Origin of the sequence: Taurinivorans muris (assembly GCF_025232395.1) — a bacterium.
Taxonomy (GTDB): domain Bacteria; phylum Desulfobacterota; class Desulfovibrionia; order Desulfovibrionales; family Desulfovibrionaceae; genus Taurinivorans; species Taurinivorans muris.
The window spans coordinates 526,978-552,077 of the sequence record NZ_CP065938.1 but is presented as its reverse complement, the minus strand read 5'-3'; the positions used below and the strand labels follow the sequence as shown (position 1 = coordinate 552,077).

General features: G+C 42.3%; 24 protein-coding genes and 1 tRNA gene. 3 read left to right on the top strand and 22 right to left on the bottom strand.

Annotated features, from left to right (window positions below; genetic code table 11):
* Window positions 1-4: 4 nt before the first annotated feature.
* The 14 genes from JBF11_RS02510 to JBF11_RS02445 all read right to left on the bottom strand — a co-directional run bounded on the left by JBF11_RS02510 (window position 5) and on the right by JBF11_RS02445 (window position 13,149).
* Window positions 5-727, bottom strand: a complete 723-nt coding sequence (locus JBF11_RS02510; RefSeq protein WP_334315811.1) for a JAB domain-containing protein — start codon at window positions 725-727, stop codon at window positions 5-7.
* Between the two features lies 1 nt (window position 728).
* The gene (locus JBF11_RS02505; RefSeq protein ID WP_334315810.1) at window positions 729-1,751 is read right to left on the bottom strand and encodes a DNA polymerase III subunit delta; all 1,023 of its coding nucleotides are present in this window, start codon (window positions 1,749-1,751) and stop codon (window positions 729-731) included.
* A gap of 8 nt (window positions 1,752-1,759) precedes the next feature.
* Window positions 1,760-2,260 (bottom strand): hypothetical protein, encoded by a 501-nt coding sequence (locus JBF11_RS02500; RefSeq protein WP_334315809.1) that lies wholly within the window; start codon window positions 2,258-2,260, stop codon window positions 1,760-1,762.
* A gap of 1 nt (window position 2,261) precedes the next feature.
* Window positions 2,262-4,769, bottom strand: a complete 2,508-nt coding sequence (gene leuS, locus JBF11_RS02495) for a leucine--tRNA ligase (protein WP_334315808.1) — start codon at window positions 4,767-4,769, stop codon at window positions 2,262-2,264.
* Window positions 4,770-4,784: 15 nt separating this feature from the next.
* Window positions 4,785-5,228, bottom strand: a complete 444-nt coding sequence (gene nusB, locus JBF11_RS02490; protein ID WP_334315807.1) for a transcription antitermination factor NusB — start codon at window positions 5,226-5,228, stop codon at window positions 4,785-4,787.
* Window positions 5,229-5,246: 18 nt separating this feature from the next.
* The gene (gene ribH, locus JBF11_RS02485; RefSeq protein WP_334315806.1) at window positions 5,247-5,717 is read right to left on the bottom strand and encodes a 6,7-dimethyl-8-ribityllumazine synthase; all 471 of its coding nucleotides are present in this window, start codon (window positions 5,715-5,717) and stop codon (window positions 5,247-5,249) included.
* An 11-nt stretch (window positions 5,718-5,728) separates the two neighbouring features.
* A complete protein-coding gene (locus JBF11_RS02480; RefSeq protein WP_334315805.1) occupies window positions 5,729-6,967 on the bottom strand; it encodes a bifunctional 3,4-dihydroxy-2-butanone-4-phosphate synthase/GTP cyclohydrolase II in 1,239 nt (412 codons plus the stop codon).
* A 9-nt stretch (window positions 6,968-6,976) separates the two neighbouring features.
* Window positions 6,977-7,630 carry a riboflavin synthase gene (locus JBF11_RS02475; protein ID WP_334315804.1) on the bottom strand — a complete coding sequence of 218 codons (654 nt, stop codon included), beginning with the start codon at window positions 7,628-7,630 and terminating at the stop codon, window positions 6,977-6,979.
* Window positions 7,615-8,847: a bifunctional diaminohydroxyphosphoribosylaminopyrimidine deaminase/5-amino-6-(5-phosphoribosylamino)uracil reductase RibD gene (ribD, locus tag JBF11_RS02470; protein ID WP_334315803.1), complete on the bottom strand. Its 1,233-nt coding sequence runs from the start codon at window positions 8,845-8,847 to the stop codon at window positions 7,615-7,617. The genes JBF11_RS02475 and ribD overlap by 16 nt, the downstream gene beginning before the upstream one ends.
* 1 nt (window position 8,848) lies before the next feature.
* The gene (locus JBF11_RS02465; RefSeq protein ID WP_334315802.1) at window positions 8,849-9,307 is read right to left on the bottom strand and encodes a deoxycytidylate deaminase; all 459 of its coding nucleotides are present in this window, start codon (window positions 9,305-9,307) and stop codon (window positions 8,849-8,851) included.
* A gap of 10 nt (window positions 9,308-9,317) precedes the next feature.
* Window positions 9,318-10,337 (bottom strand): threonine aldolase family protein, encoded by a 1,020-nt coding sequence (locus JBF11_RS02460; protein WP_334315801.1) that lies wholly within the window; start codon window positions 10,335-10,337, stop codon window positions 9,318-9,320.
* A gap of 26 nt (window positions 10,338-10,363) precedes the next feature.
* Entirely contained in the window at window positions 10,364-11,497 is a 1,134-nt protein-coding gene (locus JBF11_RS02455) for a glycosyltransferase family 4 protein (RefSeq protein ID WP_334315800.1), read from the bottom strand.
* A gap of 76 nt (window positions 11,498-11,573) precedes the next feature.
* Window positions 11,574-12,803, bottom strand: a complete 1,230-nt coding sequence (locus tag JBF11_RS02450; RefSeq protein WP_334315799.1) for a M20 family metallo-hydrolase — start codon at window positions 12,801-12,803, stop codon at window positions 11,574-11,576.
* Window positions 12,804-12,873: 70 nt separating this feature from the next.
* Window positions 12,874-13,149 (bottom strand): PxxKW family cysteine-rich protein, encoded by a 276-nt coding sequence (locus JBF11_RS02445; protein ID WP_334315798.1) that lies wholly within the window; start codon window positions 13,147-13,149, stop codon window positions 12,874-12,876.
* Window positions 13,150-13,352: 203 nt separating this feature from the next.
* On the opposite strand from JBF11_RS02445, the gene JBF11_RS02440 reads away from it, so the two are divergent.
* Both JBF11_RS02440 and speB read left to right on the top strand, forming a co-directional pair.
* The gene (locus tag JBF11_RS02440) at window positions 13,353-13,916 is read left to right on the top strand and encodes a DVU0298 family protein (protein ID WP_334315797.1); all 564 of its coding nucleotides are present in this window, start codon (window positions 13,353-13,355) and stop codon (window positions 13,914-13,916) included.
* Window positions 13,917-13,928: 12 nt separating this feature from the next.
* Window positions 13,929-14,783, top strand: coding sequence for an agmatinase (gene speB / locus JBF11_RS02435; RefSeq protein WP_334315796.1), 855 nt, complete (start codon window positions 13,929-13,931; stop codon window positions 14,781-14,783).
* 397 nt (window positions 14,784-15,180) lie between these two features.
* Here speB and JBF11_RS02430 read toward each other — a convergent pair whose 3' ends face one another.
* The 7 genes from JBF11_RS02430 to JBF11_RS02400 form a co-directional block, all read right to left on the bottom strand.
* The gene (locus tag JBF11_RS02430; protein ID WP_334315795.1) at window positions 15,181-15,975 is read right to left on the bottom strand and encodes a nitroreductase family protein; all 795 of its coding nucleotides are present in this window, start codon (window positions 15,973-15,975) and stop codon (window positions 15,181-15,183) included.
* A 10-nt stretch (window positions 15,976-15,985) separates the two neighbouring features.
* Window positions 15,986-17,275 (bottom strand): homoserine dehydrogenase, encoded by a 1,290-nt coding sequence (locus JBF11_RS02425; protein WP_334315794.1) that lies wholly within the window; start codon window positions 17,273-17,275, stop codon window positions 15,986-15,988.
* Between the two features lie 107 nt (window positions 17,276-17,382).
* On the bottom strand, window positions 17,383-17,922 hold the full coding sequence (gene infC, locus JBF11_RS02420) for a translation initiation factor IF-3 (RefSeq protein ID WP_334315793.1): 540 nt from the start codon (window positions 17,920-17,922) through the stop codon (window positions 17,383-17,385).
* Window position 17,923: 1 nt separating this feature from the next.
* Window positions 17,924-19,861 (bottom strand): threonine--tRNA ligase, encoded by a 1,938-nt coding sequence (thrS, locus tag JBF11_RS02415; RefSeq protein WP_334315792.1) that lies wholly within the window; start codon window positions 19,859-19,861, stop codon window positions 17,924-17,926.
* Window positions 19,862-19,925: 64 nt separating this feature from the next.
* Window positions 19,926-20,000 (bottom strand) — tRNA-Val (locus JBF11_RS02410).
* 125 nt (window positions 20,001-20,125) lie between these two features.
* Window positions 20,126-21,550, bottom strand: coding sequence for an adenosylhomocysteinase (ahcY, locus tag JBF11_RS02405; protein WP_334315791.1), 1,425 nt, complete (start codon window positions 21,548-21,550; stop codon window positions 20,126-20,128).
* A gap of 10 nt (window positions 21,551-21,560) precedes the next feature.
* Entirely contained in the window at window positions 21,561-22,490 is a 930-nt protein-coding gene (locus tag JBF11_RS02400) for an ArsR/SmtB family transcription factor (protein WP_334315790.1), read from the bottom strand.
* 138 nt (window positions 22,491-22,628) lie between these two features.
* Here JBF11_RS02400 and JBF11_RS02395 point away from each other — a divergent pair, with 138 nt between their 5' ends.
* The gene (locus JBF11_RS02395) at window positions 22,629-23,783 is read left to right on the top strand and encodes a tRNA-specific 2-thiouridylase (RefSeq protein ID WP_334315789.1); all 1,155 of its coding nucleotides are present in this window, start codon (window positions 22,629-22,631) and stop codon (window positions 23,781-23,783) included.
* A gap of 67 nt (window positions 23,784-23,850) precedes the next feature.
* On the opposite strand, the gene dinB is transcribed toward JBF11_RS02395, so the two are convergent.
* Entirely contained in the window at window positions 23,851-25,050 is a 1,200-nt protein-coding gene (gene dinB, locus JBF11_RS02390; RefSeq protein ID WP_334315788.1) for a DNA polymerase IV, read from the bottom strand.
* Between the last annotated feature and the right edge of the window lie 50 nt (window positions 25,051-25,100).

Sequence of the window (25,100 nt, the reverse complement as noted above, 5' to 3'; positions counted from 1 at the left end):
TTTTCTATACTATGCTTTTATCATTATCATTGAAAATGATTTCATTTTCATCCAAAAGATGATTGTTTGCCAAACTGATAACTTTTCCGTCAGCAATAATCAAATGGTCTAAAAACCGTATTCCCATTAAATTCATCACCTTTTGAATATGCAAGGTTGTTTCCCTGTCCGCCCAAGAAGCCTTTGTGACGCCTCCCGGATGGTTATGGATAAGAATGAGGGCTGTCGCCTTTTTGGTTATGGCGATTTCAGCTATCATTTTGGGTGAACAAAATGCCGCATCCATTGTTCCTGCATGTACCTTATCAAAACTAAGCAGTCTATTGTTATTGTCAAGTAAGGCAACCCAAATTTCTTCATGACAAAGACCGTCAAGCCTGCACCGGGCAAGCATTGCAATTTCATCCAACGTTACGGATTTCTTATCTTTTATCGGTTCAATAAAATATCTTGCGACAATTTCGCGCAATAAAATAAAAAAAATTTTTGAAGATTCCCCAAAACCTTTGATCGTTTCAAGTTCCGTGGGGTGAGCATTGAGCACGCCCCAAACCGAGCCGAAATGTTTCAGCAATTCCTTTGCCAAGGGTTTGGTGTCGGAACGTTTATGGACATATCCCAAAAGCAGTTCCAAAAGTTCATAGGCTTCCGCTTCCTGCGGATTTTTTAAAATGCGTTCCCTAAGCCTTTGTCTGTGTCCGAGATAGTGTTGTTCGTCAGCGGTCATATCAATTTCCGATATTTTGTGAATAAAGGGTTGATAATTGATGAGTATCTTTTTTATAAATTTTCAGAATATCTTTTATCAATTCTTCAAACGTGTTCAAAGGACTTTTTCTGCCGCTTTTCACGGCAAATTCAGCAAAACATAATAAGGAAATTATTTTTGAAATATTGGTGAACCCCAATCGGACCGCAATATCCGTTTTGGGTTTGATTTGGCTTGACGGCAAAAAAACTTGCTCTTTTGCCTTAATCTTCCATAACAGCCTCATTTCCCGCATCATAAGGGCGATAAACGCGAATAAATAACTGTCTTCAATTTGCCTTGCATCGTTAAAAAGCAGTTTAAAAACTTCGCGGCTGCTACCGGTTTCGATTTTTTTTATCACGTCAAACAAGACCAGTTCTGGCGTATAATTGGTCAGTTGCGCGACTATGGACGGTGAAATTTCGTTTTGTCCGGCTTGTCCCGCAAAAAGGCTGAGTTGTGCCAATATATTATTGATACTGTTATAATCAGGAGATAAAATTTCTTTCAAAATATTCAAAACATCGCTGCTGAGATTGAGATCGTATTTCAATTTCGCTTCATTTTTGATAGTTTGAACAAAATTTTTTTCCGTTATTCCGACAGATTCAAATATCCAGCCTTTTTTTTGTGCAAATTCAAAACATTTCTGCTTTTGAATGACCTGCGGTAATTTTAATTTGCCCTTATCAAGGGCATTGTGGATAAAAAAAACGGAAAAAACATCTGTTCTCGGCTTCGCCAGCGCCAATGAAATTTTTTTCCATTGCTCCAAAGTCAATTCATGGCAATCACGCAGATAGTATATTTTGTTTTTTGTTTCAAAACCGATGGCGTCAAGTCCTGCTAAAAAGGCATTGATTTCATCGGTCCAGACAATATGCCTTTCCGCATTTATCCATGCATCGCCAAAAGAACGTATGTACGTATTCTCAATATGTTCTTTCGCCAGCTGCATATCTGGGCAATGACAAAAATAAAAACCGGCTATTTGCTCCATAACCCCTCTTAAAAATTGTTTTCAAAAGCGTTAAAAGACAAATAAACAAGTTCCTGTAAAATTTCCCGCACGGCTTCCACTTCCGTAATAAGCTGGAAATATTCATAATAAGACAATATGCCTGTGGACCAATTCGTATTTTCACGTATATTTTTAACACGCACTTCCATTTGAATATTAACGGTATTCAGCAACGTGTTATCCTGTTCATCGGTCAGACTGGCGGAAGTATCGAATTTATGCAGAATAATCTCAATATGATAATCCGCTTTTTCGGAAACTTCCCATTTTGCGAGTTTGCGAAAATTCATTTCCGTATGGAATGCGTTTGTGAGGTAATAATTTATCCACGGATACAAGGAAGGGTCTTCAATCTTGGTAATGGCGACAGTACTTGTGCCATTACCGAAAATTGAATTCGGAACGGTTTGCCTTGTTCCGTGAACCTTATACCCGCAAGAGCTCAGGATAAAAAGGGAGCAAATCAATAAACAGAAAAATCTTCTCATATCAATTCGCAACGATATTGACAAGTTTTTGAGGAATGACAATGACTTTTCTCACTGTCAGCCCTTCCAGATGTTTTTGGATATTAGGTTCGTTCAGAGCGAATTGTTCAAGCTCTTCTTTGCCTGCGGAAGAAGGCACATCAATTTTACCGCGTAATTTGCCGTTAATTTGTATCACAATGGTAAGAATGTCTTTTTCCAAAGCATCTTCTTTGTAATGCGGCCAATTTTCGGCACTGACGGTTCCCGCAAAGCCCAAATCGCTCCAAAACTCTTCGCAAACATGGGGAGTAATCGGCGCAAGCAAGGTGATAACGGTTGCCATGGCGGAAGATAAAATCGCTTTGCCGTTTTCTGTTTTTGCAAGTTCGTCTTTTAACGCGTAAGTTTCATTCACAAGTTCCATAATAGCGGCAATGGCGGTATTGAATTGATATCTGCTGCCAATGTCGTCGCTAACTTTTTTCACCGTTGAATGCTCACGCAGACGCAAAGCTTTTGCCGGAGCGGAATCGGCTTGTTCCTTAGTGGACGAACAGGCTTTTACACCATAAATATTCGGGCGCACTTCATGATACAAACGCCATACGCGCTGCAGGAAACGGTAAGAACCTTCAATTCCCGTTTCACTCCAGTCAAAATCCCTTTCAGGAGGGGCGGCAAACAAGCAGAATAAACGGACAGTGTCCGCTCCGTATTGAGCGATCATTTCCGTGGGATCAACGACATTGCCTTTTGATTTGGACATTTTTGAACCGTCTTTGAGCACCATTCCCTGCGTTAAAAGATTGCTGAAAGGTTCATCAATGGATTTCGGCATATACCCTAAATCACGCAAAACTTTCGTAAAGAAACGGGAATACAGCAAGTGCAGAATGGCATGTTCGACGCCGCCGATGTATTGATCGACAGGAAGCCAATATGATAACGCTTTCCCGGAAAAAGGAGCTTCATCGTTTCTGGCGTCCGTATAGCGGGCAAAATACCAGGAAGATTCCACAAAAGTATCCATGGTGTCAGTTTCACGTTTTGCGGGTTTTCCGCATTTCGGACAAGTTGTGTTCACAAAAGCGTCAAAAGTCGGCAAAGGAGAACGTCCGTCCTCATGGGTTTTCACATCAAGAGGAAGAAGAACCGGCAAATCTTCCTGCTTTACTGCCACCATTCCGCAATCTTCGCAGTACACAACAGGAATAGGAGCCCCCCAATAGCGCTGGCGGGAAATATTCCAGTCACGCAGACGGAAATTGACCGTTTTTTTGCCAAAGCCGTTTTTTTCAAGGGCTTCAATAATTTTTCCTTTGCCTTCTTCATTGGATAAACCGGAAAACTCGCCGGAATTTATCATGATTCCGGGTTCCGTGTAGGCACATTCAAGACCGGCGGCGTCATAATCCGCACCGTCTTTTGAAATAACGGCTTTCAACGGGATAGAATATTTCTTGGCAAATTCGAAGTCCCTTTGATCATGGGCGGGAACAGCCATGACGGCACCGGTGCCGTATTCCGCCAAAACAAAGTTGCCAAGCCAAATAGGTATTCTTTCGCCCGTAAAAGGATTGATGGCGTAAGAACCGGTAAAAATACCCTCTTTTTCGTTGGAATCGGATTGACGGGCGATTTTATCCATATTACGGATTTTGGTGATGAAGGCGCGAAGTTCAGCTTCGTTTTCAACACCGGCAATAAGGCTGTCCACAATTGGATGTTCCGGAGCCAAAGTCATAAACGTAACACCGAAAATCGTATCGGGGCGGGTTGTGAAAATTTTGATTTCGCCTTTTCCGTTTTCCAATTTGAAAACGGCTTCAGCGCCTATTGATTTGCCTATCCAGTTATTTTGCATGGATAAAACGCGTTCGGGCCAGCCACCGGATAATTTTTGCAAGTCTGCCAAAAGTTCATCGGCATAATCCGTGATTTTCAAAAACCACTGCGTTAATTCTTTTTGTTCGACAAGAGTGTCGCAGCGCCAGCATTTACCGTCTTCCACCTGCTCGTTGGCAAGAACGGTATGACAGTTCGGACACCAGTTTTGAGGCGCTTTTTTACGGTAGACCAAACCCTTTTCAAGCCACTTTAAGAAAAATTCCTGTTCCCATTTGTAATATTTAGGGTGGCAAGTTGCGACTTCTCTGCGCCAATCGTATGAATATCCTAATCTTTTCAATTGCTTACGCATGTTGTCAATATTGGAATACGTCCATGAACCGGGATGGATATTGTTTTTAATAGCGGCGTTTTCCGCTGGCAGACCAAAAGCATCCCAGCCCATGGGGTGCATGACATTATACCCCTGCATGCGGCGAAAACGCGCAACAACATCACCGATGGAATAGTTCCGCACATGTCCCATGTGAATATTGCCAGAGGGATAGGGGAACATTTCCAAAACATAATATTTTTGACGTGTTTCATCGATTTCACAATTGAAACTGTTATTGTCCACCCAATATTGCTGCCATTTTAATTCAATGGACTCTGCATCATAACGATTTGGCAATGCCATATTATACCTCAACACTTATTTGTTTTCGTTTTTCGATTTTGAATAATTGTCCAAAATACCGTTGATAAAAGCCTGCGAGCGTTCTTCGCCAAAAATTTTATTCAATTCCAGAGCCTCATTGATAGCAACCTTATCGGGAATATCATCCCTGAATTTCATTTCAAAAAGGGCGAGGCGAAGAAGGCAAAGCTCCACTTTTCCCACTCTGTCCAAACGCCATTTCTTGGAATATTGCTGAACAATGAAATCAAGCTCTTTGGAATTTTGCCAAACACCGAGGATAAGTTCCCATGTGAACCCTTCGCAGATATTTTCTTCATCACCTTCTTGGGTCGGAAAATTCTTATAATTGTTTTCAAGGCGCTGAACATCTTGTATTTCGGCAAATTCAAGACCGTAAAGAAATTGAAAGGCTTTAATTCTGGATAAACGGCGCGGAACGCTTTTCGTAGTTTGCATAAATTTCCTGACAGTATGTTATAATTGTTTGAGAACCTGCAAAGTTTCAAGAAGAGCGGAAGCGGCTTCCACACCTTTATTGCCGGCTTTGCTGCCTGAGCGCTCAATAGCTTGTTCCATATTATCGGTGGTTAATAAACCGAAACCGACAGGAATGCCGTATTCGAGCGAAACATGGGCAAGCCCTTTTGTTGTTTCGGCAGCGACAAAATCAAAATGAGGCGTGGCACCGCGGATTACGGCGCCAACGGCGACAATGCCGTCATATTTTTTGCTTTCGGCGAGTTTTTTGGCAACGATAGGCATTTCAAACGCCCCCGGTACCCGAACGATAGTCAAATCATCCTTATCCGCACCGTGCCGGACCAAATAATCGACAGCGCCGCCAATAAGGGAATTTACCATAAAATCATTAAAACGGGAAGCGATAATTGCGATTTTATATCCTTTTGCTTCCATTAATCCTTCAACGGTTTTGATATGGTACATTGCACGCTCCTTTAAAAATCACCGTAATTGCCGTGAATATGCCGGCAGCTATTACCGAATAAGTGACCTAATTTTTCTTTTTTGGTTTGCAGATATTTTTCATTATAAGGACTTGGCAGCAGCTCAAGAGGGATGCGTTCGACTATTTCCAAGCCATACCCTTCAAGCCCGATAATTTTTTTGGGATTATTTGTTAAAATGCGCAGTTTTGACACGCCCAAATCAACAAGAATTTGCGCCCCAAGCCCGTAATCACGCAAATCGGCTTTGAAACCGAGCATATTGTTCGCTTCGACAGTATCCAAGCCTTCATCCTGCAAAGCATAAGCTTTTATTTTATTGGCAAGCCCGATACCGCGCCCCTCCTGACGCATATATAAAATAATTCCGCGTCCTTCTTTTTCGATTTGAGCCATGGCGCTGTGCAGCTGCCCTCCGCAGTCGCAGCGCATGGACGCGAAAACGTCTCCGGTCAGACATTCGCTGTGCACACGGACCAGTACAGGTTCGGGCGTTGTGACATCACCTTTGACCAAAGCAATATGTGTTTGGTTATCCAAAGAATTTTCATAAGCGATAATTTTGAAATCGCCAAAAGCAGTCGGCATGCTCGCTTCCGCGGCACGTTTAACGGCGACTTGTCCTTTTTTCAATCTGTATTGGATAAGGTCCTTAATGGTCGCAATCTTAATATCATGTTCTTTGGAAAATTTTTCCAAATCCGGCATTCTTGACATTGTGCCGTCTTCATTCATGATTTCACAAATAACCGCCGCCGGAGTGAGCCCAGCCAATTTTGCCAAATCAACGCTGCCTTCCGTTTGCCCCGCCCGAATCAACACGCCGCCGTTATTCGCCCTGAGGGGAAAAATATGTCCCGGCGTAACAATATCCCTGGCTTTGCTATTGGGATTGACCGCCGTTAAAATGGTATGCGCCCTGTCAAAAGCGGAAATACCCGTGGTAACTCCCTCTCTGGCTTCAATGGAAACAGTGAAGTTCGTGCCGAATTTCGAGCCGTTTCTTTGTGTCATAAGCGGCAACTCCAATTTATCAGCCATTTCATTCGTCATCGGCAAACAAATAAGCCCTCGGCCGTATTTCGCCATAAAATTAATTATTTCAGGAGTGATAAATTCAGCGGCGATAGTCAAGTCACCTTCATTTTCCCTGTCTTCGTCATCGGCAAGGATAATCATTTTTCCTTGCTTGAAATCTTCAATCGCTTCTTCAGTCTTGCAGATACCCATATTCACCCCTTATGCGAAAAAGCCGTTTTCACGAAGAAAATCTTCGTCAATCGCGCTCTTTTTAGGTTTATTATTTTCTATGAATTGAGAACGAAGTATGTATTTTCCTATCATATCCGTTTCAATATTGATTTTTTGTCCGACACTCCAATCCGCAACGGTTGTTGCTTTCCATGTTTCAGGAATTACGTTTACCGTTAAAAAATCAAAATCGCAAGTATTTACAGTAAGGCTAATTCCGTCAAGGGCGACAGAACCTTTAGGAATGATATATTTTGCCCATTCATCAGAAAAATGTATGCTAACGGCACGGGATTGCCCGATATTTTGAATGGACCGCACGGTGCCCATGGTGTCGACGTGCCCGCTGACCAAATGCCCCCCGAGCCGGCTGCCAAGAGCCAGCGCCCTTTCCATATTCACTTTGCTTTTATTTGCCAGTAAAGAAATATTTGAACAAGCTAAAGTTTCCTCAGAGGCATAGAAACTCAAAATTCCATTTTCAGCCGTTTCAACCGTAAGGCAAGTGCCATTGACAGCGACGGATTCCCCTATTACGGGATTAGGGAACGCAAAACCGGGGCGTATGCCCAGCCGCAAATCTCCGCCCAATCTCCGAACGGAAACAACTTCTCCGATTCCTTCAATCAACCCTGTGAACATGTTTTCTCCATTTTTAAATAAACATGCAAATCACTGCCTATCCGTTCTGTTTTGAATATTTTGAATTTGTATGCTTCCTGCATCGTCTGGACAAAATTTCCGCTAAAAACATTTTTCGCCGTATCGTCGCCCAAAACATAAGGGGCGATGTATACAATCAATATGTCAACAAGCCCTTCTTTGAGCAATGACTGCGCGAGTTTAGCCCCTCCTTCGGAAAAGACATAGGGAGAATAATATTTTTGGTACGCAAGTTCAAATATTTTTTTCAAGTTCAAGCTTTTATTTTCGCTTGTTTCAATGCATTCGAGAAGTATTCCGTGTTCAGCATACTGTTTCACAAGTTCCGGATTTTTCATATCGGTAAAAAAAACAGTGTCTTTTTTTTGATCCAAACAAAAATATCCTGTCTTGCCGCCGGAAAGAGGCGGAAGTCTTTTACTGACAATGAATGCCCTCGGCTGGCTTTCCGTTTGCATATCCCTGACGGTCAGTTTCGGATTGTCTTCAAAAAAAGTGTTTCCTCCGACCATGACGGCGCTATGACTCAGCGCCATGTTTTTCCGCATTTTCATTGTGACTTTTTTGGATTCCGAACCGGAAACGCTGTGACTGTGCCCGGTGGCGGGACCTATTTTACCGTCAAGCGTGCACGCCATTTTCAAAATGCAGAACGAGCGTTTTTCTTTTTGCCAGACAATAAAATCCTCAATCAATTCCAGACATTCATCATGGCATACGCCGGTTACGACATTCACACCCTTGGAACGCAAAAAATCAGCGCCGCCGCTTGCATTTGCATTCAAATCCGAACAGCCGACATAAACAGTTTTTATTCCCGCCTCGAAAATAGCCTGTGAGCAAGGCGGAGTTTTGCCAAAATGATTGCACGGTTCCAAAGTCACGTACAAGGAACACTCTTCCATATTGATTTCTTTTTCATATTCAATATGTTGAAATTGCAAAACCTGTTCCTGTAAATACGGATTGGAAAAAGATAGGGAACGGTTTTTGATTTTTTGAAAAAAAATTCCCTTTTTTACCGCATTGGCAAGACATTCGACTTCCGCATGAGCTTTGCCGTATTCCATATGATACCCTTCGGCTATGATGGTATCCTTATGAACCAATACAGCCCCGACACACGGATTGGGTGCGGTTTTATACCTGCCTTTTCCAGCAAGTTCAATGGCGCGCCTCATGAAAAAAGTCTGCATGTTATTTCTTTCTTTCAACCTGTATTAATTCGACGCCCGCTTCTTCAAGCATGGCGAAAGCTAATTCATCGGGATAGGATTCCACATGAAAAATTCTTTTGATACCGCAATTGATAAGCATTTTCGTGCAAATAAAGCAAGGCTGCGTCGTGCAATAAATATCTGCTCCGTCAAGGCTTATGCCGTGCACGGCGCATTGGATGATGACATTTTGTTCAGCATGCAGACCGCGGCAAATCTCATGCCTTTCACCGGAAGGAATATTCATTTTCGCCCGCAGACAGCCCGCATTCAGGCAATGCTCCACTCCGCTCGGCACGCCGTTGTAGCCTGTCGCCAAAATATGTTTGTCTTTCACGGCAACGGCGCCGACTTTTCTTCTGATACACGTTGAGCGTTCCGCAACCATGTAAGCGATATTGATAAAATATTCAGTCCAGGAAATTCTTTCGTCAGCCATATGCTTTTCCTTATTTGGTCAAAGTGTTGATCCGTTCCGCAAGATAATCCGCCTCTTCTTTTGTGGTTTGAAACGAACACATGAAACGGACTTCATTCACAGCGGAGTCTGTGACATAAAAATAAAATTCTTTTGAAAGTTTGGTGATCAAACTTCTGTCCATGCGGACAAATACGGCATTAACACAGGGTTTTTGTACTGAAAGCGCCTTATTACTTTGCAGTTTTTCCGCCAGGTAATATGCCATTTCATTGGCATGGCGCGCATTTTTAAGCCATAAATCGTTTTTAAAAAATTCATTGAATTGTGCGCTCACAAAACGCATCTTGGAAATAAGCTGCAGCGACTGTTTGCGCATGGTCATATAATCCCGTGAAAGCGCTTTATTGAAAAAGACAACGGCTTCGCCGAAAACCAAACCGTTTTTTGAACCGCCGAACGATAAGACATCAACTCCGGCATCTTTCGTTATGGCTTTTATATCACAATCCAACGCCGCCACGGCATTGGCGATGCGGGATCCGTCCATGTGGACCAATAAATCGTTTTCATGGGCGAAGGAGCAAATTTTCCTAATTTCCCCTATGGAGTACAACGTGCCTTTTTCGGTTGATTGCGTAATGGAAACAACTCTCGGACTCACTCTGTGGAACGAGTCTTTGTCGTGCAGAAACGCTGCGATATCTTCTGTTTTAATTTTGCCGTCATAGGATGGAACCGGCAGAAGTTTAGAGCCCGTTATCACTTCCGGCGCTCCGGCTTCTTCCGTATTGATGTGTGAAACATCCGCGCAGATAACCCCCTGCCATGGTCTGAGCATGGCTTTGAGCGCCACGACGTTGGCGCCGGTTCCGCTCAATGTGTAGCAAACAGTGACATCGCCGAAAATCCTGCTGAAAATCTCATCGGATTGGTTACTGAAATCATCCAAGGCGTAAGGAACCGCATACCCTTTGTTCGCATCGGCTATGGCACGCATTATTTCTTCCGAAGCGCCTGCGGTGTTGTCACTGGCAAAAGCTGTAATCATACTATTTCCTCTTTTCGTTATACCGGTTAAAAAAGCTGTGAATAAACCTGTATCGTTTTTTGATAAAAATCTTCCAACGACCAGCCATACAACGCTGTTTCCGTATTTTTGCCGTAAAAATTATTTAAGCACGAGCGCAAAAGCCGTTCCCGATACCCTTTATCCAAACATTTAATAAAAAGTCCCGTCATTTCTGAAATCTGTCCGGCATTAAACAAATATTCATTTTCAAGAATATCAGGCATAACTCCGATACGGGAGCCGATAATTGGGGTATGGCAGGCAATAAGCTCAAAAGCGACGCGGGCTATGGTTTCAGAACCAAGGGACGCGACAACACCAACATCGAGCATGTTCATAAAAGCATTCATATCGGCAAGATAAGAATAAAAATGTATATGTTCCTGTGAAATTCCATGTTCTTTACAAAAGTCTTTCAAATCTTCTATGGTAAAATCGCAATCCAAACCGGCGACAAGTAAATGGAGATTTTTGCAGGCTGATTCAGATTGCCCGGCTGCCTTGTGAAAAGCAAGAATTGTTTCATGAAAACCTTTTATGGCATCTAATCTGCCGATAATGCCAAGCAAAACATCATCTTCTTTAAAACCGTATCGGGTTTTGAATGCATTTTGGTTTTCTTTTTGCGGAAAAAACTTTTTTGTTTCAACCCCGCCTAAAATGGTATGAATTTTATTTTCAGGCACATGCAAATTTTTATGAAAATATTCCGACATATCGGAATTTGTCGTAATGATGGCGTCCGCAACCGAATTATGCAAAAATTTATTGATGAAATTTTCGCTCGGCTTTCTTTGATCGCCGCGTGTGCGGATAAGCTTATACCCGTATACTTTTTTTAAGAAAGAAAAAAGATAAAACGCTTCCCCACGGTGACAGTTGACGATATCAGGTCTAAATTCCCTGCAAAGTTTTGAAAATCCCCGATACGAAGCATAAATATCCGCAGGTGAAAAAGAATTTAAAGGAAGCTCCGTATAATCGATACCCAACTCTTCCAACTTTTGAATGCCTAAACTATTCGGAATAGTGACAAGAATACTTTCATGCCCGTGTTCATTAAGTATTTTTGTTAAATAGAGTGCATACCAAAAGGTTGCATTATACCATTTACAATTGATTATTTGTATAGTCCGCATATCGTATCACTTTAGGGTATTGATTAAAAATATGCCAAAATACAAAAAAAAGCAATAATAAATGCAGGAAGAAAATTTAATTAAAAAGCAAACGGGCGAAAGTTTTTGCATCACCGATGGCGTTTGAAATTCTGGAACCTTCGTTCGGTTGGTGATAATTGGGAATAGCGCTTGACCAAACAGCAACCGGAATACCTAAACTCCGTATTTTACAGCCGACAGTCGCACCGCCGACTCCGCCGGTTTTGCACATAAGTCCGTATGTTTCAAAAATCGCTTTTTTAAGTTTTTGCACAACTTCGGCATCCGCATTTGTTTCCGGAGAACTCTCCTCCAAATTGTCAACGGAAATTTGTATGGAAACAGAATGCTTCCTTTCAATTTCCGCACTTAATTCCCGTACCTTGCCGATAACGGTTTGCGTGTCATGCTCCGGCAATATCCTGCAATCCAAATAAAAAATTTCTTTTCCGGAAATGGTGTTGACATTGGGAACATTTTCAGTATGGCGTGTCGGTACAATCGTTGTCCTTGTCGGTGAAAAAAGTTCATTTCTTTCTGTAAAGAAATCTTCTATTTTCTTTATTTGCAAGACCATATCGCTCATAGCCACAAATGCGTTAATGCCTTCATCGGGTGTTGAACCATGGCATTGCCTGCCTTCAATTTCAATTTTCAGCCATAAGACGCCTTTTTCGCCGATTTCAATTAAATTTCCTTCTTTTGTTCCAAAATCAGGCACCAGCACCAAATCATCTTTTTTAATAAGATTTGGATTTTCTTTTAAAACGTGATTGATACCGAACGTATTTCGTGTTTCTTCATCGGAAACCAGCAAAAGAGCAAAACTCAAATCAGGCTCATAGGAATTTTTGACAAGCTCGTGCAAGATAAGAAGTCCCGAAACAATGGCCTGCTGATTGTCTTCCACCCCGCGGCCTCTGATGATATCACTGTCATCTTCGTCAAGCACAGCCTCAAAAGGAGAAGTCTTCCATAAACTTTCGTTTCCCGGAGGCACAACATCCATGTGTCCGACAATCCAAAGCGTTTTTTCCGATTTTCCCTTATGTCTTATCACCATATTGGGACGGATTTTGCTCGGAACCCGCTCATCAGCGGCATCATAGTGTTCAATGGCGTTTACGCCCCAGGAACGAACCAATTTTTCTATCCATTCGGCTTTATGAAATTCACCGATTCCCCCTTCATTGGGACCGAAAGCCGGAAATCTCGTCATCGACTGCTGTAAAAAAATCACCTCGTCACGGGCAGCTGACAAGGCAGACAATATTTTCTCTTTCATGACATTTCCTTTTGAATACATTGGTAAAAAAAAAGCCCTCAGCGAGGGCTTAGAAAAAATGTTCGGTCTATTAACGACCTTTTGCAGCACGTTTAGAAGCTTTAAGTGGGTTAACTTTAGCTTTTGCAACAACTTCAACTTTAATGTGGGTTGCAAAATTGCATCTTCCAAGAGTCCACTTCTTAGAAGGAATAGCATAACTACTGCAAAATTCTTGACCTTCAAATGTGCGAATACGATCACAACCATTGCATTGTTCGGTAATAGGTTGCAAAAGAACACCGTTCAATTCAACACCATTTGCGGTTTTTACAGCACCTTCTAAGTTTTTTCCAGGTGTACTCATTATGACCTCCATAGTCCTTGACACATATTTCTATATTATTAAATTTTGTTGTGATTTTCTTAATACAACACAGTCTTTTCACTTGCTTTTGAAATAAAGTCAAGCGATTTTTTGGAAAAATTTAAATTTTCTTTAAAAAGAACGGCTTGACTAATGCCAAATCATTGCTACCATAAAAACAACCGAATAAAAAGGATTGCGATATGTCAACGTTCAGAACAAACAAAAAGCTCATCCGCACATGGTTTGAAAACAATATAATTGATGATACAAATTACTTGCCTCCCGAGTTGATGGAAGTTCCGGAAATGGAAGTCATCAACGCCCTTTTCGCCTGCCTGCCGCAGGAAAAGAATATTGCGGACAAAGCAGCCCTGGCAATAGGGATAAGCATTGCCAAACTTTTTGAAAAAGATAAGGAACAAGCGCAAATTTGCATGCGCCGTTTTATGTGGCACATGAATGAAGAATCCGGCAATATCGGCTGGGGTATTCCCCTTGCCTTCGCCCAAAGCCTGGCGCATAGCGAAAAACTTGCGAAAATTTATGGAAATGTGCTTATTTCCTATATTCACGACAAAGAAGGCGACAGCAATTTTTGCGACCATGCTCCCCTGCGCCTGACATGTTATGAAGCTGTCGGCATTTTTGCAAAAGCGATGCCTGAATATAAGGAAAAAATTATCAGTATCATTGAAAATCAAAAAGAAGACGATATTGCCTGCCAAAGCATAAGCCAGAAAATTCTGCAAGAATTAAAACAATAAAAAGGACTTTCCATGCAAGAATATGCAAAACGTTTTTTAGGTTCGGAAGTGGAAGCGAAAAATGCGGAGAATTGTTTTTATCATATCATTCCGGTTCCTTATGAAGCAAGCGTAAGCTATGGCGGGGGAACGGCAAAAGGTCCCGACGCAATTCTTGACGCCTCTGACCAATTGGAACTTTTCAACGGGCATAGCTCTCCCGGAGAAAGAGGAATTTTCACCCATATTCCTGTTGACTGCGGAAAATCTGCCGAAGTTGTCATGGAAAATATTTACCAGGCGGTCAAAAATGTTCTTGCTCTTAAAAAATTTCCCATTTTGCTTGGCGGCGAACACAGCATTACCTATGGCGCGTTAAAAGCGCTCAAGGAAGAATATGGAAATTTCGGTATTGTGCAGTTTGACGCGCACGCCGATTTACGCAATGAATATTCCGGAACGAAATGGAGCCATGCAAGTGTTATGCGGCGTGCTGTCGACGATTTGGGTCTGCCTCTTGTGCAGCTGGGCAACAGGGCATATTGTTTGGAAGAATATGAAGCAAGAAAAAAACACCGTGTTGTCAGCTGGGACGCTGAATATTTATGCCAAAACGCCATTCCTGAAAATCTTCTTCCAAAGAATTTTCCGGATAAAGTTTTTATCACCTTTGATGTGGACGGTTTGGACCCTTCCGTCATTCCGGATACGGGAACGCCCGTTGCCGGCGGATTGCAATGGTATCAAGCTCTCAACTTGGCAAAAAAAGCGGTTGAAAACAGAACGCTCATCGGTTTTGATGTTGTTGAACTTGCCCCACGTGAAGACAGCGTTCTTTCCGATTTTATCACAGCGCAGCTTACTTACGCGCTCATGGATTTGGTTTAAAATATGAATCGACGGCGTTGGATTAACTGCTGAACTTTCTCAGTGCTCAAAAGGTATTTGATTTACAGTTAAGGCGTTTTTAAACGGATTTGCCAATCTCACTTCGTTGACAAACCGCTCCTAAATTTTGTTCCATTTAGTCTTATCATGCGTAACTATATAATATTTTTCAACTGATACGGTAATTAGCTTCCGCGTTCATAACGTCTGTTTCCTTAAAATTCTGTTTCTTTCAGAATAAATTTAACAATCTTATGTCTGAAAATTTTTCGTATCTCACCAGCAAAGCTGGTATGTTTTGTGTTGAAACGGCAATAAAAAAAGGATTGAACATGTCAATCCTTTCAATAGTTTTATGCTCTATTTTCCAATATTACAAAAAAAAGCCGAGCCTGTGCTATACAAAAAGAATTTCCGCTTTTTTGCGCGGGGGGATATTTCTGTATTTTGTTTTTTGATAACCGATCATAAGTCCCGCTTCAACAATATCCGTATCTTTAAGCCCTAAAAATTCATTGATAGGCGCGTATTGTCTTGCAACACCGATAGCAAACCCCGCCCAGCACGTTCCAATGCCCATGCTTGGCAGCAATAATTCCAAATAGCTCGCGGCAATGGTACAGTCAATTGTGCCGAAACGTTCACCGATTTCCTTATCGCAGTATGCAAAAATTACGCAAGTCGCCCCGCGGAAAATGGGATCTTCCCCGTGTTCATGGCTTGCGACCATTCGCTTCGCGGAGGGTATGCTTCGCATGAAATCTATAACCAAATCAGCTAATTGACGGACTTTTTTCTTGCCGTTGATAACGACCCATTTTACATATTGCTTATTTTTGGACGTTGGGGCGAAACGCACGATATCAAGGGCTTTTTCAATATCTTCATTGGGAATAGGGCTTTCTTTATATTGTCGCACGGAACGGCGCAGTTGTATCATATTTTTAAGCGTGTCAAAAGAAGGATAACAACCTGAAATGCTTTCTCCTTTTTCCACATTGTCATTGATTTCAAGAGAGATGGCTCCCTTGGGACAAACAGCAATGCACTGCCCGCAGGAAATGCAGGTTAAACTTCCCTTACGGCTGAGAACGGCTTTATTTTCACCATTCAATTCAATACATTCGCAAGGACAAATATTGATACAAAGTTTATCTCCGCAGCAAAGATTTTCATTAATGCTTACAGCCATAATTTCCTCTCTAAAGTAATTCAAGCACACGAAATGCAACAGGTTTGCAATTTAAAATTTTTGTCGCTTCTATTTCCTGCAATGCATTTTTCATTGCTTCAACCGTTGTTTCATGGGTCATAAAAACCAGCGGCACGCCGTTTTCCTGTTTCTTCTTTTGAATGACTTGGGCAATGCTGATAGAATGTTTTGCAAAAATTCCCGCTATGTCACGCAAAACCCCTACGGTATCATGCACCATAAGCCGCAAATACCATGATGAAACGGAATCTTCGGGTTTAGCCATTGAAGCGAGGGGTAATTTTTGCATGACGTAACCGGTACTGTCGTAAATATCTTTCATAAGCGACATGATATCACCAAGAACAGCACTTGCGGTCGGCAGGCTTCCGGCCCCGAGCCCATGCAAAAACAGAGAACCGACAGCATTGCCGTTGATATGAATGGCGTTGAATGCGCCGTCAACCCTTGCGAGCATTGCAGACGAAGGAATAAGTACCGGACTGACGGCAGCTTCTATCTCATCATGGGTGCGTCCTGCCTGCCCCAGCAATTTTATGGAATATCCGAGGCTTCGCGCGAAAGCAATATCCATGGCGCTGATATTGCGGATACCTTGCACGGAAAGCTTTTCATAAGGATAATGAACGCCCCATGCAAGACGGATAAGTAATTTGAGCTTATGGGCGGCATCAAATCCGTCAATGTCAAGAGTCGGATCAGCCTCGGCAAATCCGAGTTTTTGTGCCATTTTCAAAGCCTCGTCAAACTCGGTGCCATGTGAAGACATTTCCGATAAAATATAATTGCTCGTACCGTTTAAAATACCGAAAATCGTTTCAATTTTATTTCCCGCCAAGCTGTCTTTTATTGTCTGAACAACGGGAATAGCACCTGCAACGCTTGCTTCGTACGCTAAGAAGAGATTTTTTTCTTCCGCAAGGGCGAAAAGCTCTTCGCCTTTTTCGGCAAGAAGCGCTTTATTTGCCGTTACGACAGATTTTCCGTTTTCTAAAGCTTTCTTTATAAGTGTTCCTGCCAAAGTCGTTCCGCCGATTAATTCAACTATCACTTGAACCTCAGGATCTTCCGCCATAAGAAGAGGATCATTGATAAGCTGCGCCTCTTTCGGAATTTCTCTCTTGACATCGATATTACGAACGGCAACATATTTGACAAAGATTTTTTTTCCGGTTCTCTGTTCTATTTCAGCCGCATTGTTTTTTAATAACTGCACCAGCCCGGAGCCGACAGTGCCAAGCCCGGCCAAGCCAATTACAAGATCTTTTGAAACAGCCATAGTATCCTATCTTTATAATTAATGTATCTGTGCAATGTATATCAAAATAAAACGAATGTCTACTTTCGGATAAAGATTATAAAAAAAGCCACGTATGTGGCTTTCGATTATTTTTTCCCAAGGGGAATGAGCAATATCTGCAAGGTGCGGCCTTCAACGTTTTGTTCTGCTTCGACCTTGGCGAGATCTTTCGTATTTTCGACAATGCGGTCTAAAATCGCTTGTCCACGGCTTTTATGAACAATTTCCCGTCCTCTAAAAAACACAGTGACTTTACAGCGATCACCATCTTCCAAGAAACGGCGGATATGGCGAAGTTTTGTTTCATAATCGTGATCATCTGTTTTGGGGCGGATTTTAATTTCTTTAATCTGAACAACAGTTTGGTTTTTCTTTTGTTCTTTTTTCTTTTGCTGCTGTTCGTATTTGAATTTACCAAAATCCATGATACGGCAAACAGGCGGATCTGCCGTCGCGGCAACTTCCACAAGGTCAAGACCATGTTCTTTTGCAAGATCTATCGCTTCTTGTTTTGAAAGAATACCAATTTGTTCCCCTTCCGCACCGATAACTCGAACTTCACGAGCTCGGATTTGTTCATTGCGTCTTGTGCCGTCTTGCTGAGGCACTTCACGACGTGGTTTCATGTTAGGCGAAGCTATAGCTCATTCCTCCAGTTTTAAATGGTTTGTCATTATCGTCACGGATGGTTTTAATAGTTTCGTCAAGTGATTGCAAACCTAAGTTTTCCCCCGTGCGAAGGCGAATATTTACGCCACCTTCTTCAACTTCCTTATCCCCGATGACGAGAATAAAAGGTATCTTTGCAAGCTGGGCTTCACGTACTTTAAAGCCAAGTTTTTCATTTCTCGTATCAGCTTCGACGCGTATTCCGGCAGCTTGTAATTTTTTCACGGCCTCTCTCGTAAAATCAAGCTGGGCGTCGGTAACATTTAAAATTCTTGCCTGAACCGGCGCAAGCCAGGTCGGGAATGCGCCTGTATAGTGTTCCGTAAGCACTCCGATAAAACGTTCCAAAGAACCCAAAATCGCGCGGTGCACCATAACGGGTCTATGTCTTTCGCCGTCTTGTCCGACATATTCGATTTGAAAGCGTTCCGGCAAGTTGAAATCGACCTGAATGGTTGAAAGCTGCCATTCACGTCCGATAGCGTCGGTAACTTTAATATCTATTTTAGGTCCGTAAAAAGCACCGTCACCTTCATTGATTTGATACTCTTTTCCTTCTTTCTTCACAGCTTGGATAAGAGCCTGCGTGGAAAGTTCCCATGCTTCGTCAGTGCCTATGCTGTCTTTCGGACGGGTTGAAATGAATAATTTGTAACTGAACCCGAACAGAGCCATTAAGTCGGCGGAAAAGTTCATGATATTGATAATTTCATCTTCCAATTGCTCAGGGGTGCAAATGATATGCGCATCATCCTGAGTGAATTGGCGGACACGCAAAAGCCCGTGCAACGCGCCGCTCATCTCATGTCTGTGCACAAGCCCGAGTTCAAACATGCGGACAGGCAGTTCCTTATAGCTATGCAAGCTGTTGTTGTACATAAGAAGATGCCCGACACAGTTCATAGGCTTGACCCCATGGACGGCGTTTTCAATTTCGGTGAAATACATGTTTTGGCGGTAATGGTCGTAATGCCCAGATTTCTCCCACAATTCCTTACGCATGATTTGCGGGCCCTGCACAAGCTCATAGCCCCGTTTCAAATGCTCGCGGCGTAAAAAATCTTCCAATATGGTTCTGAGCATCATGCCCTTCGGCAGCCAAAATGCCATGCCTGGGGCGACATCGTCGTAAAACGTGAAAAGTCCGAGTTCTTTTCCAAGTTTCCGATGGTCTCGCTTTTTCGCTTCTTCAAGTCTGTTCAGATAGGTTTTCAATTCTTTTTCATCAGCAAAAGCGGTTCCGTAAATACGGGAAAGCATAGGATTTTTTTCATCACCGCGCCAATAAGCCCCTGCAACGGACATAAGTTTAAAAGCCTTTGCAAAGGAAGTGTTGGGAATATGCGGTCCGCGGCAAAGATCGATGAAATCGCCTTGTTTATATAAAGAAACCGTATCGGCTTCAATTTCTGAAATGATTTCAGCTTTGTACAGCTCACCTTTTTTCTTGAAAAATTCTATTGCATCATTTTTGGACATGACGGAACGTTCAAAAGGCAAATTCCGTTCCGCTATGGCATGCATTTCCTTTTCAATATTTTCAAAGTCGGCGGGAGTAAAAGGACGTTCCGCATCAAAATCATAATAAAAGCCATTTTCAATGGAAGGTCCGATGGTTACCTTTGTGTTGGGAAAAAGTTTTTGCACGGCTTGCGCCATGATATGGGAAACCGAATGGCGTAAAATCTGCAATCCTTCTTCACTGTCGGCGGTTACGGGGGTTATGGCTGTTGTGTGGGCTGGTACCGTCTGAGATAAGTCAAGCAATGTTTCGCCGTTGATTTTGGCGGCTATGCAGGTTTTAAATTTTTTTCCGGAAAGATTTTCCTTCAGCACATCAAAAATAAGGGCATTTTCTCCGACTTCAATCTCTTTTTCATCAAGCGCGATTTTCATACCAAACTCCACTGCAAAAAACTGATATAAGAAAAGGAGGTCTAGCCCCCTTTTCTCATTTATATGGTAGGCATGAGCAGACTTGAACTGCTGACCCCTTCCGTGTCAAGGAAGTGCTCTACCCCTGAGCCACACGCCTATATTAACAATTGATAGCCACTTATAATAAAAATACTTTGCACCGTCAAGTTTTTTTTTTGCTATTTTTTATAAAAAAAGAATTTCGTTTTTTTATAAAAAAAGGCTTCCGAAGAAGCCTTTCCATTAATATCTGTAATGATCGGGTTTATATGGTCCGTCAACAGCGACACCGATATAATCCGCTTGGTCCTGTCTTAATGTGGTCAGTTTCACTCCAAGACGGGCAAGGTGCAGTCTTGCGACTTCCTCGTCAAGCTTTTTAGGCAAAGTATACACTTTTGTTTCAAGCTTTTTGCTTGCAAGCTCAAGTTGGGCGACCACCTGGTTGGTGAAGGAGTTGGACATGACAAAACTTGGGTGGCCTGTTGCACAGCCTAAGTTCACAAGTCTGCCTTCAGCAAGAATGATGATTGATTTTCCGCCGGGCAAAGTCCATTTATCCACTTGAGGCTTGATTTGCATTTTTTTGCTGTTTGATTTGCTTTCAAGCCATGCCATATCGATTTCATTGTCAAAGTGTCCGATATTGCAAACAATGGCTTCGTCTTTCATGTTGCTCATGTGTTCACCGGTAATGACATGGTAATTGCCTGTGGCTGTAACAAAAATATCGGCAAGCGGAAGAGCGTCCTCAACGGTTACGACTTCATACCCTTCCATTGCCGCCTGCAATGCGCAAATAGGATCAATTTCAGTTACCAGAACTCTCGCGCCAAGCCCGCGCATGGACTGCGCACAGCCTTTGCCCACATCTCCGTAACCACAAACGCAGACAACTTTACCCGCCATCATGATGTCGGTAGCGCGTTTGATACCGTCCGCCAAAGATTCACGGCAGCCGTAAAGGTTATCGAATTTTGATTTGGTTACGGCATCATTCACGTTGATTGCCGGGAATAAGAGTTTTCCTTCTTTTTCCATTTGATATAAACGGTGCACGCCCGTTGTGGTTTCTTCGGAAACGCCGCGGATAGCGGGAACAATTTTATGCCAGCGTTTGGTATCGTTCTTATAGGCGAGTTTCAAGCGTTCCATAATGCATTCTTCTTCCTTGCTGCCGCATTTCTTATCCAAGAAACTTGGGTCGTTTTCCGCTTGAATGCCGTAATGGATAAGAAGCGTGGCGTCGCCGCCGTCATCGACGATGAGATTGGGACCGGAACCGTCAGGCCATGTCAAAGCCATTTCTGTACACCACCAATACTCTTCCAATGTTTCGCCTTTCCAAGCGAAAACTTTTGCATAGCCTTGTTCGGCAATGGCAGCCGCCGCATGGTCTTGGGTCGAAAAAATGTTGCAGGAAGCCCAGCGGATATCGGCACCCAGTTCATATAAGGTTTTGATAAGCATAGCAGTTTGGATTGTCATATGCAAAGAACCTGTGATTTTAAAACCTTTCAAAGGTTTTTCCTTGCCGTAACGGGAAATGAGTTCCATAAGCCCGGGCATTTCCCTTTCTGACAACTGCATTTCTTTTTTTCCAAATTCAGCAAGGCTCATATCAGCAACTTTATAAGCCAAATTATAATCCAATTCTTTTGCCGCCATTTTTTTTCTCCTATGATTTTTGTGCAATGAGTAAATGTAACTGTAAACCCATTTTCACTTTTTGTGTTTCATATTGAATAATTTTAAAACCCAGTTCCTGCATGTAATTTTCCAAACTTTCCTTGGAAAATCCGAGCCATCTGTCCCCGTAATTGCTGCGCATTTTTTCTTCCTTGTGCTGCAAAAAATCACTGATGAACAAAATCCCTTTGGGAGCGAGCACGCGCTCGATTTCCGAAAGTGCGATTTTAGGTTCCGACAAATGATGCAACACCAGATTGATACAAGCGAAACTCGCTTCGTTATCACGCAAAGGCAAGTGATCAAGTTCTCCGATTCTCAAAGATAAGCGGGAAAGCTTCGCGATATTGTCCGTAAAACGTCTTCTTGCCAAATCAAGCATTTTTTGCGAACCGTCAACCCCGATAACGCTTCCGCTTGCTTCAAGTAGCTTGTCAAGAACCTCTCCTGTTCCGCAGCCCAAATCAACCGCAATGTCACAATCGGCAGGAACAGATTTCTGCACTTCCAAAGGCAGAGAAAACGCACCCAGCACCTCTTTGTTCAATTCATCCCAATCATCCGCGATACTATTGAAAAATTGCCTTGTTTTTATGGCGCGTTCCTCGATGATACGGGAAGCGACATCCAAATCATTTTGTATATCTTTGGAAAGGTATGAAAAAATCGAAGAAAGAAACTCCTTGTTTTCCCCTTCTTCAACCGCTTTATAAAAAACCCATAAGCCGTCGCGTCTGGCTTGCAGCAATCCTGCATCGGACAAAATTTTTAAATGGCGTGAAACACGCGACTGTCCCATGTTCAAAAGACCGACAAGCTCATTGACGGACAACTCGTAGTGCCATAGGATATAAGCCAAACGCAGTCTTGTGTCATCGGCTAATGCTTTGATATTTTTCAAAATATCATTACTTTTCATACCAACCCTTTTTATAAAGCAAAAGTGTTGATTGTTTATATTCAAATATCCTTATACAGTCAAGTTAAATATATCAATTTTTTTTGATATAATTCTTTATTTCTTGCGGAATAAAACAAAATAAGCTATATTCGGAATATGAAAACAGCAGTTGCGGTCAGCGGCGGCATAGACAGTCTTTATGCCCTTATCAAATTGCAGGAACAAGGTCATGATGTTTTTGCTCTGCACGCACGTTTTATTGAAACCGAATATGATGTTGTCCCGCAATTGCGCGAAGCCTGCGAAATTTTAAATATTCCTTTCCATTGCATTGATTTAAAAAAAGCATTCAATAAGGAAGTCATATTCCCTTTTTTTGATTACTATAAAAATGCCAGAACGCCAAACCCCTGCGCTTTCTGCAATAAAAGCATGAAATTCGGTGAATTGCTGAAAAAAGCGAAGGAATTGGGAGCGGAAAAGCTCGCCACGGGGCATTATGCCAAACTTTCCCTTTTTGAAAATTCTTTAACGCAAGATTACGGATACTGCATTCGGTGCGCCGATGACGAAAAAAAAGACCAAAGCTATTTCTTGGCTCTGACACCGATAGAAAATTTACGTTTCGCCCTTTTTCCTTTAGCCGACAAAATCAAAGAAGACATAAAAAAAGAAATTCTTGAAAAAAAAATTGCCGTTCCCTGTCCGAAAGAAAGCCAGGAAGTATGCTTTGTTCCCCATGATGATTACCGAAGCTTTCTGACAGCCTGCGGGCAAAAATTCGGCTTTGACACACAAGGTTCCGGTGACATTTTCTATCTTGACGAAAAAACGAAAGAAACAATGAAAATCGCCCGGCACAAAGGGCTTTGGGCGTATACGGAAGGACAAAGAAAAGGGCTTGGCATTGCATGGTCGGAACCTCTTTATGTCATAAAACGCGATATGCGGACCAATATTCTTTATGTCGGAAACAAAGAAGCCGTGCAAACGAAATTCGCAGCCGCGAACAACATTAATTTTCTTGTTCCGCCGTATTTATGGAGCGGACAACTCTATGCGCGAACACGCTTTCGGGAAAAACAAAGCGCTTGCAAAGTTTATTTGCAAAACATTAAAGAAAAACTTGAAATTTCAATTCAAAACCCGGAAAATACCAGGGCGATTATTGATAACATCCATATTCTGCAAGATGAAAAAACACGTCTTTTTGTTGAATTTACAGAAGAAAAGCAAATTTATGCTTCCGGACAGGTGCTTGCCGTTTATGATGAGAGCGGTTTTTTGCTTGCCGGCGGTATTTTAATTTAATACAGCTTCATTCGGCATGTTTTAAAAATGGCATACGATTTTAGCTTGAAACAACGGTTAACAATCCTTATTCGGTTTTGGTGAATAATTTTCCGCGCATGACAGCGCTTTTTCCGTAACGTTCCCGCAGCGTGTCAAGGGTTGCGTCCAAATGGTTGCGCCTGATTTCCAAATTTTCCCTTTGTTCTTCTTGCTTATCGGCAAATGTCAAGAGTGAAAGCTGTTTATTTTCCTTATCGTCACCAAAACAGGATACGCCGATTCCGATAAGCCGGACAGCCTTTGCCAAGGGCAATTCATCAAGCAATATGCAGGCGTTTTCAAAAATGGTATCTGTCGCATTGGTTCTTTTTTCAAGTGTCAATTGTCTGGTAATTTGTTTAAAATCGGCGAATTTCACTTTTACGGTGATTGTCCTGCCTTTCAAATTATCTTTCCTAAGCCGCGTTCCTATGCGTTCGGCATGGATAAGCAACCATTTTTTCAAAATTTTCTTATCATAAACATTTTCGCTCAATGTTGTTTCCGCGCTTTCGGATTTTTTCACCGTATACGGTTCAACTTCCCGCGTATCAATGCCGCTTGCCCGTTCAAAAAGCATTATTCCGGCTTTTCCGAACTTTTTTTCCAAAAAAATCTTATCCAATTGTAAAACATCGGCGCACTTTTTTATCCCTAGTTTTTTTAATTCCTCCAGAAACTTTTTTCCAACCCCCGGAATTTTTGATATGGAGAGTTCACTCAAAAAACCGGGCATTGTTTCATTGGTGATAATGAAAATGCCATTGGGCTTATTTTCATCGGAAGCGATTTTTGCCAAAAACTTAATCGGGGCGATTCCAATGGAACAGGTCAGCCCGTTTGTCTTCACATGAATTTCTTTTTGAATTTTTTGCGCAATTTCCACAGGCGGACCGAACAGGTTATATAAACCGGTAATATCAAGATAGGCTTCATCAACGGAAGCCATTTCAACCAAGGGGGAATAGCTTTGCAAAATTTCATGGATTTGTTTCGATACTTCTCTGTAAACTCTGCCGCGCTGGGAAATAAAAATCCCCTGCGGACATTTTCTTTTAGCCTCGAAAATAGGCATGGCTGAACGAACACCGAAACGCCGGGCTTCATAAGAACAAGTGGAAACCACCCCTCTTGCCTGCCCGCCGACGATAATCGGCTTATTTCTGTATTCCGGATTGTCGCGCTGTTCGATGGACGCAAAAAACGCGTCCATGTCAACATGCAAAATATATCGTTCATCTGCCATAGTTCACCTGAAACACTAACTATCACAGATTGTTTTCAGAAAAAAGCCAT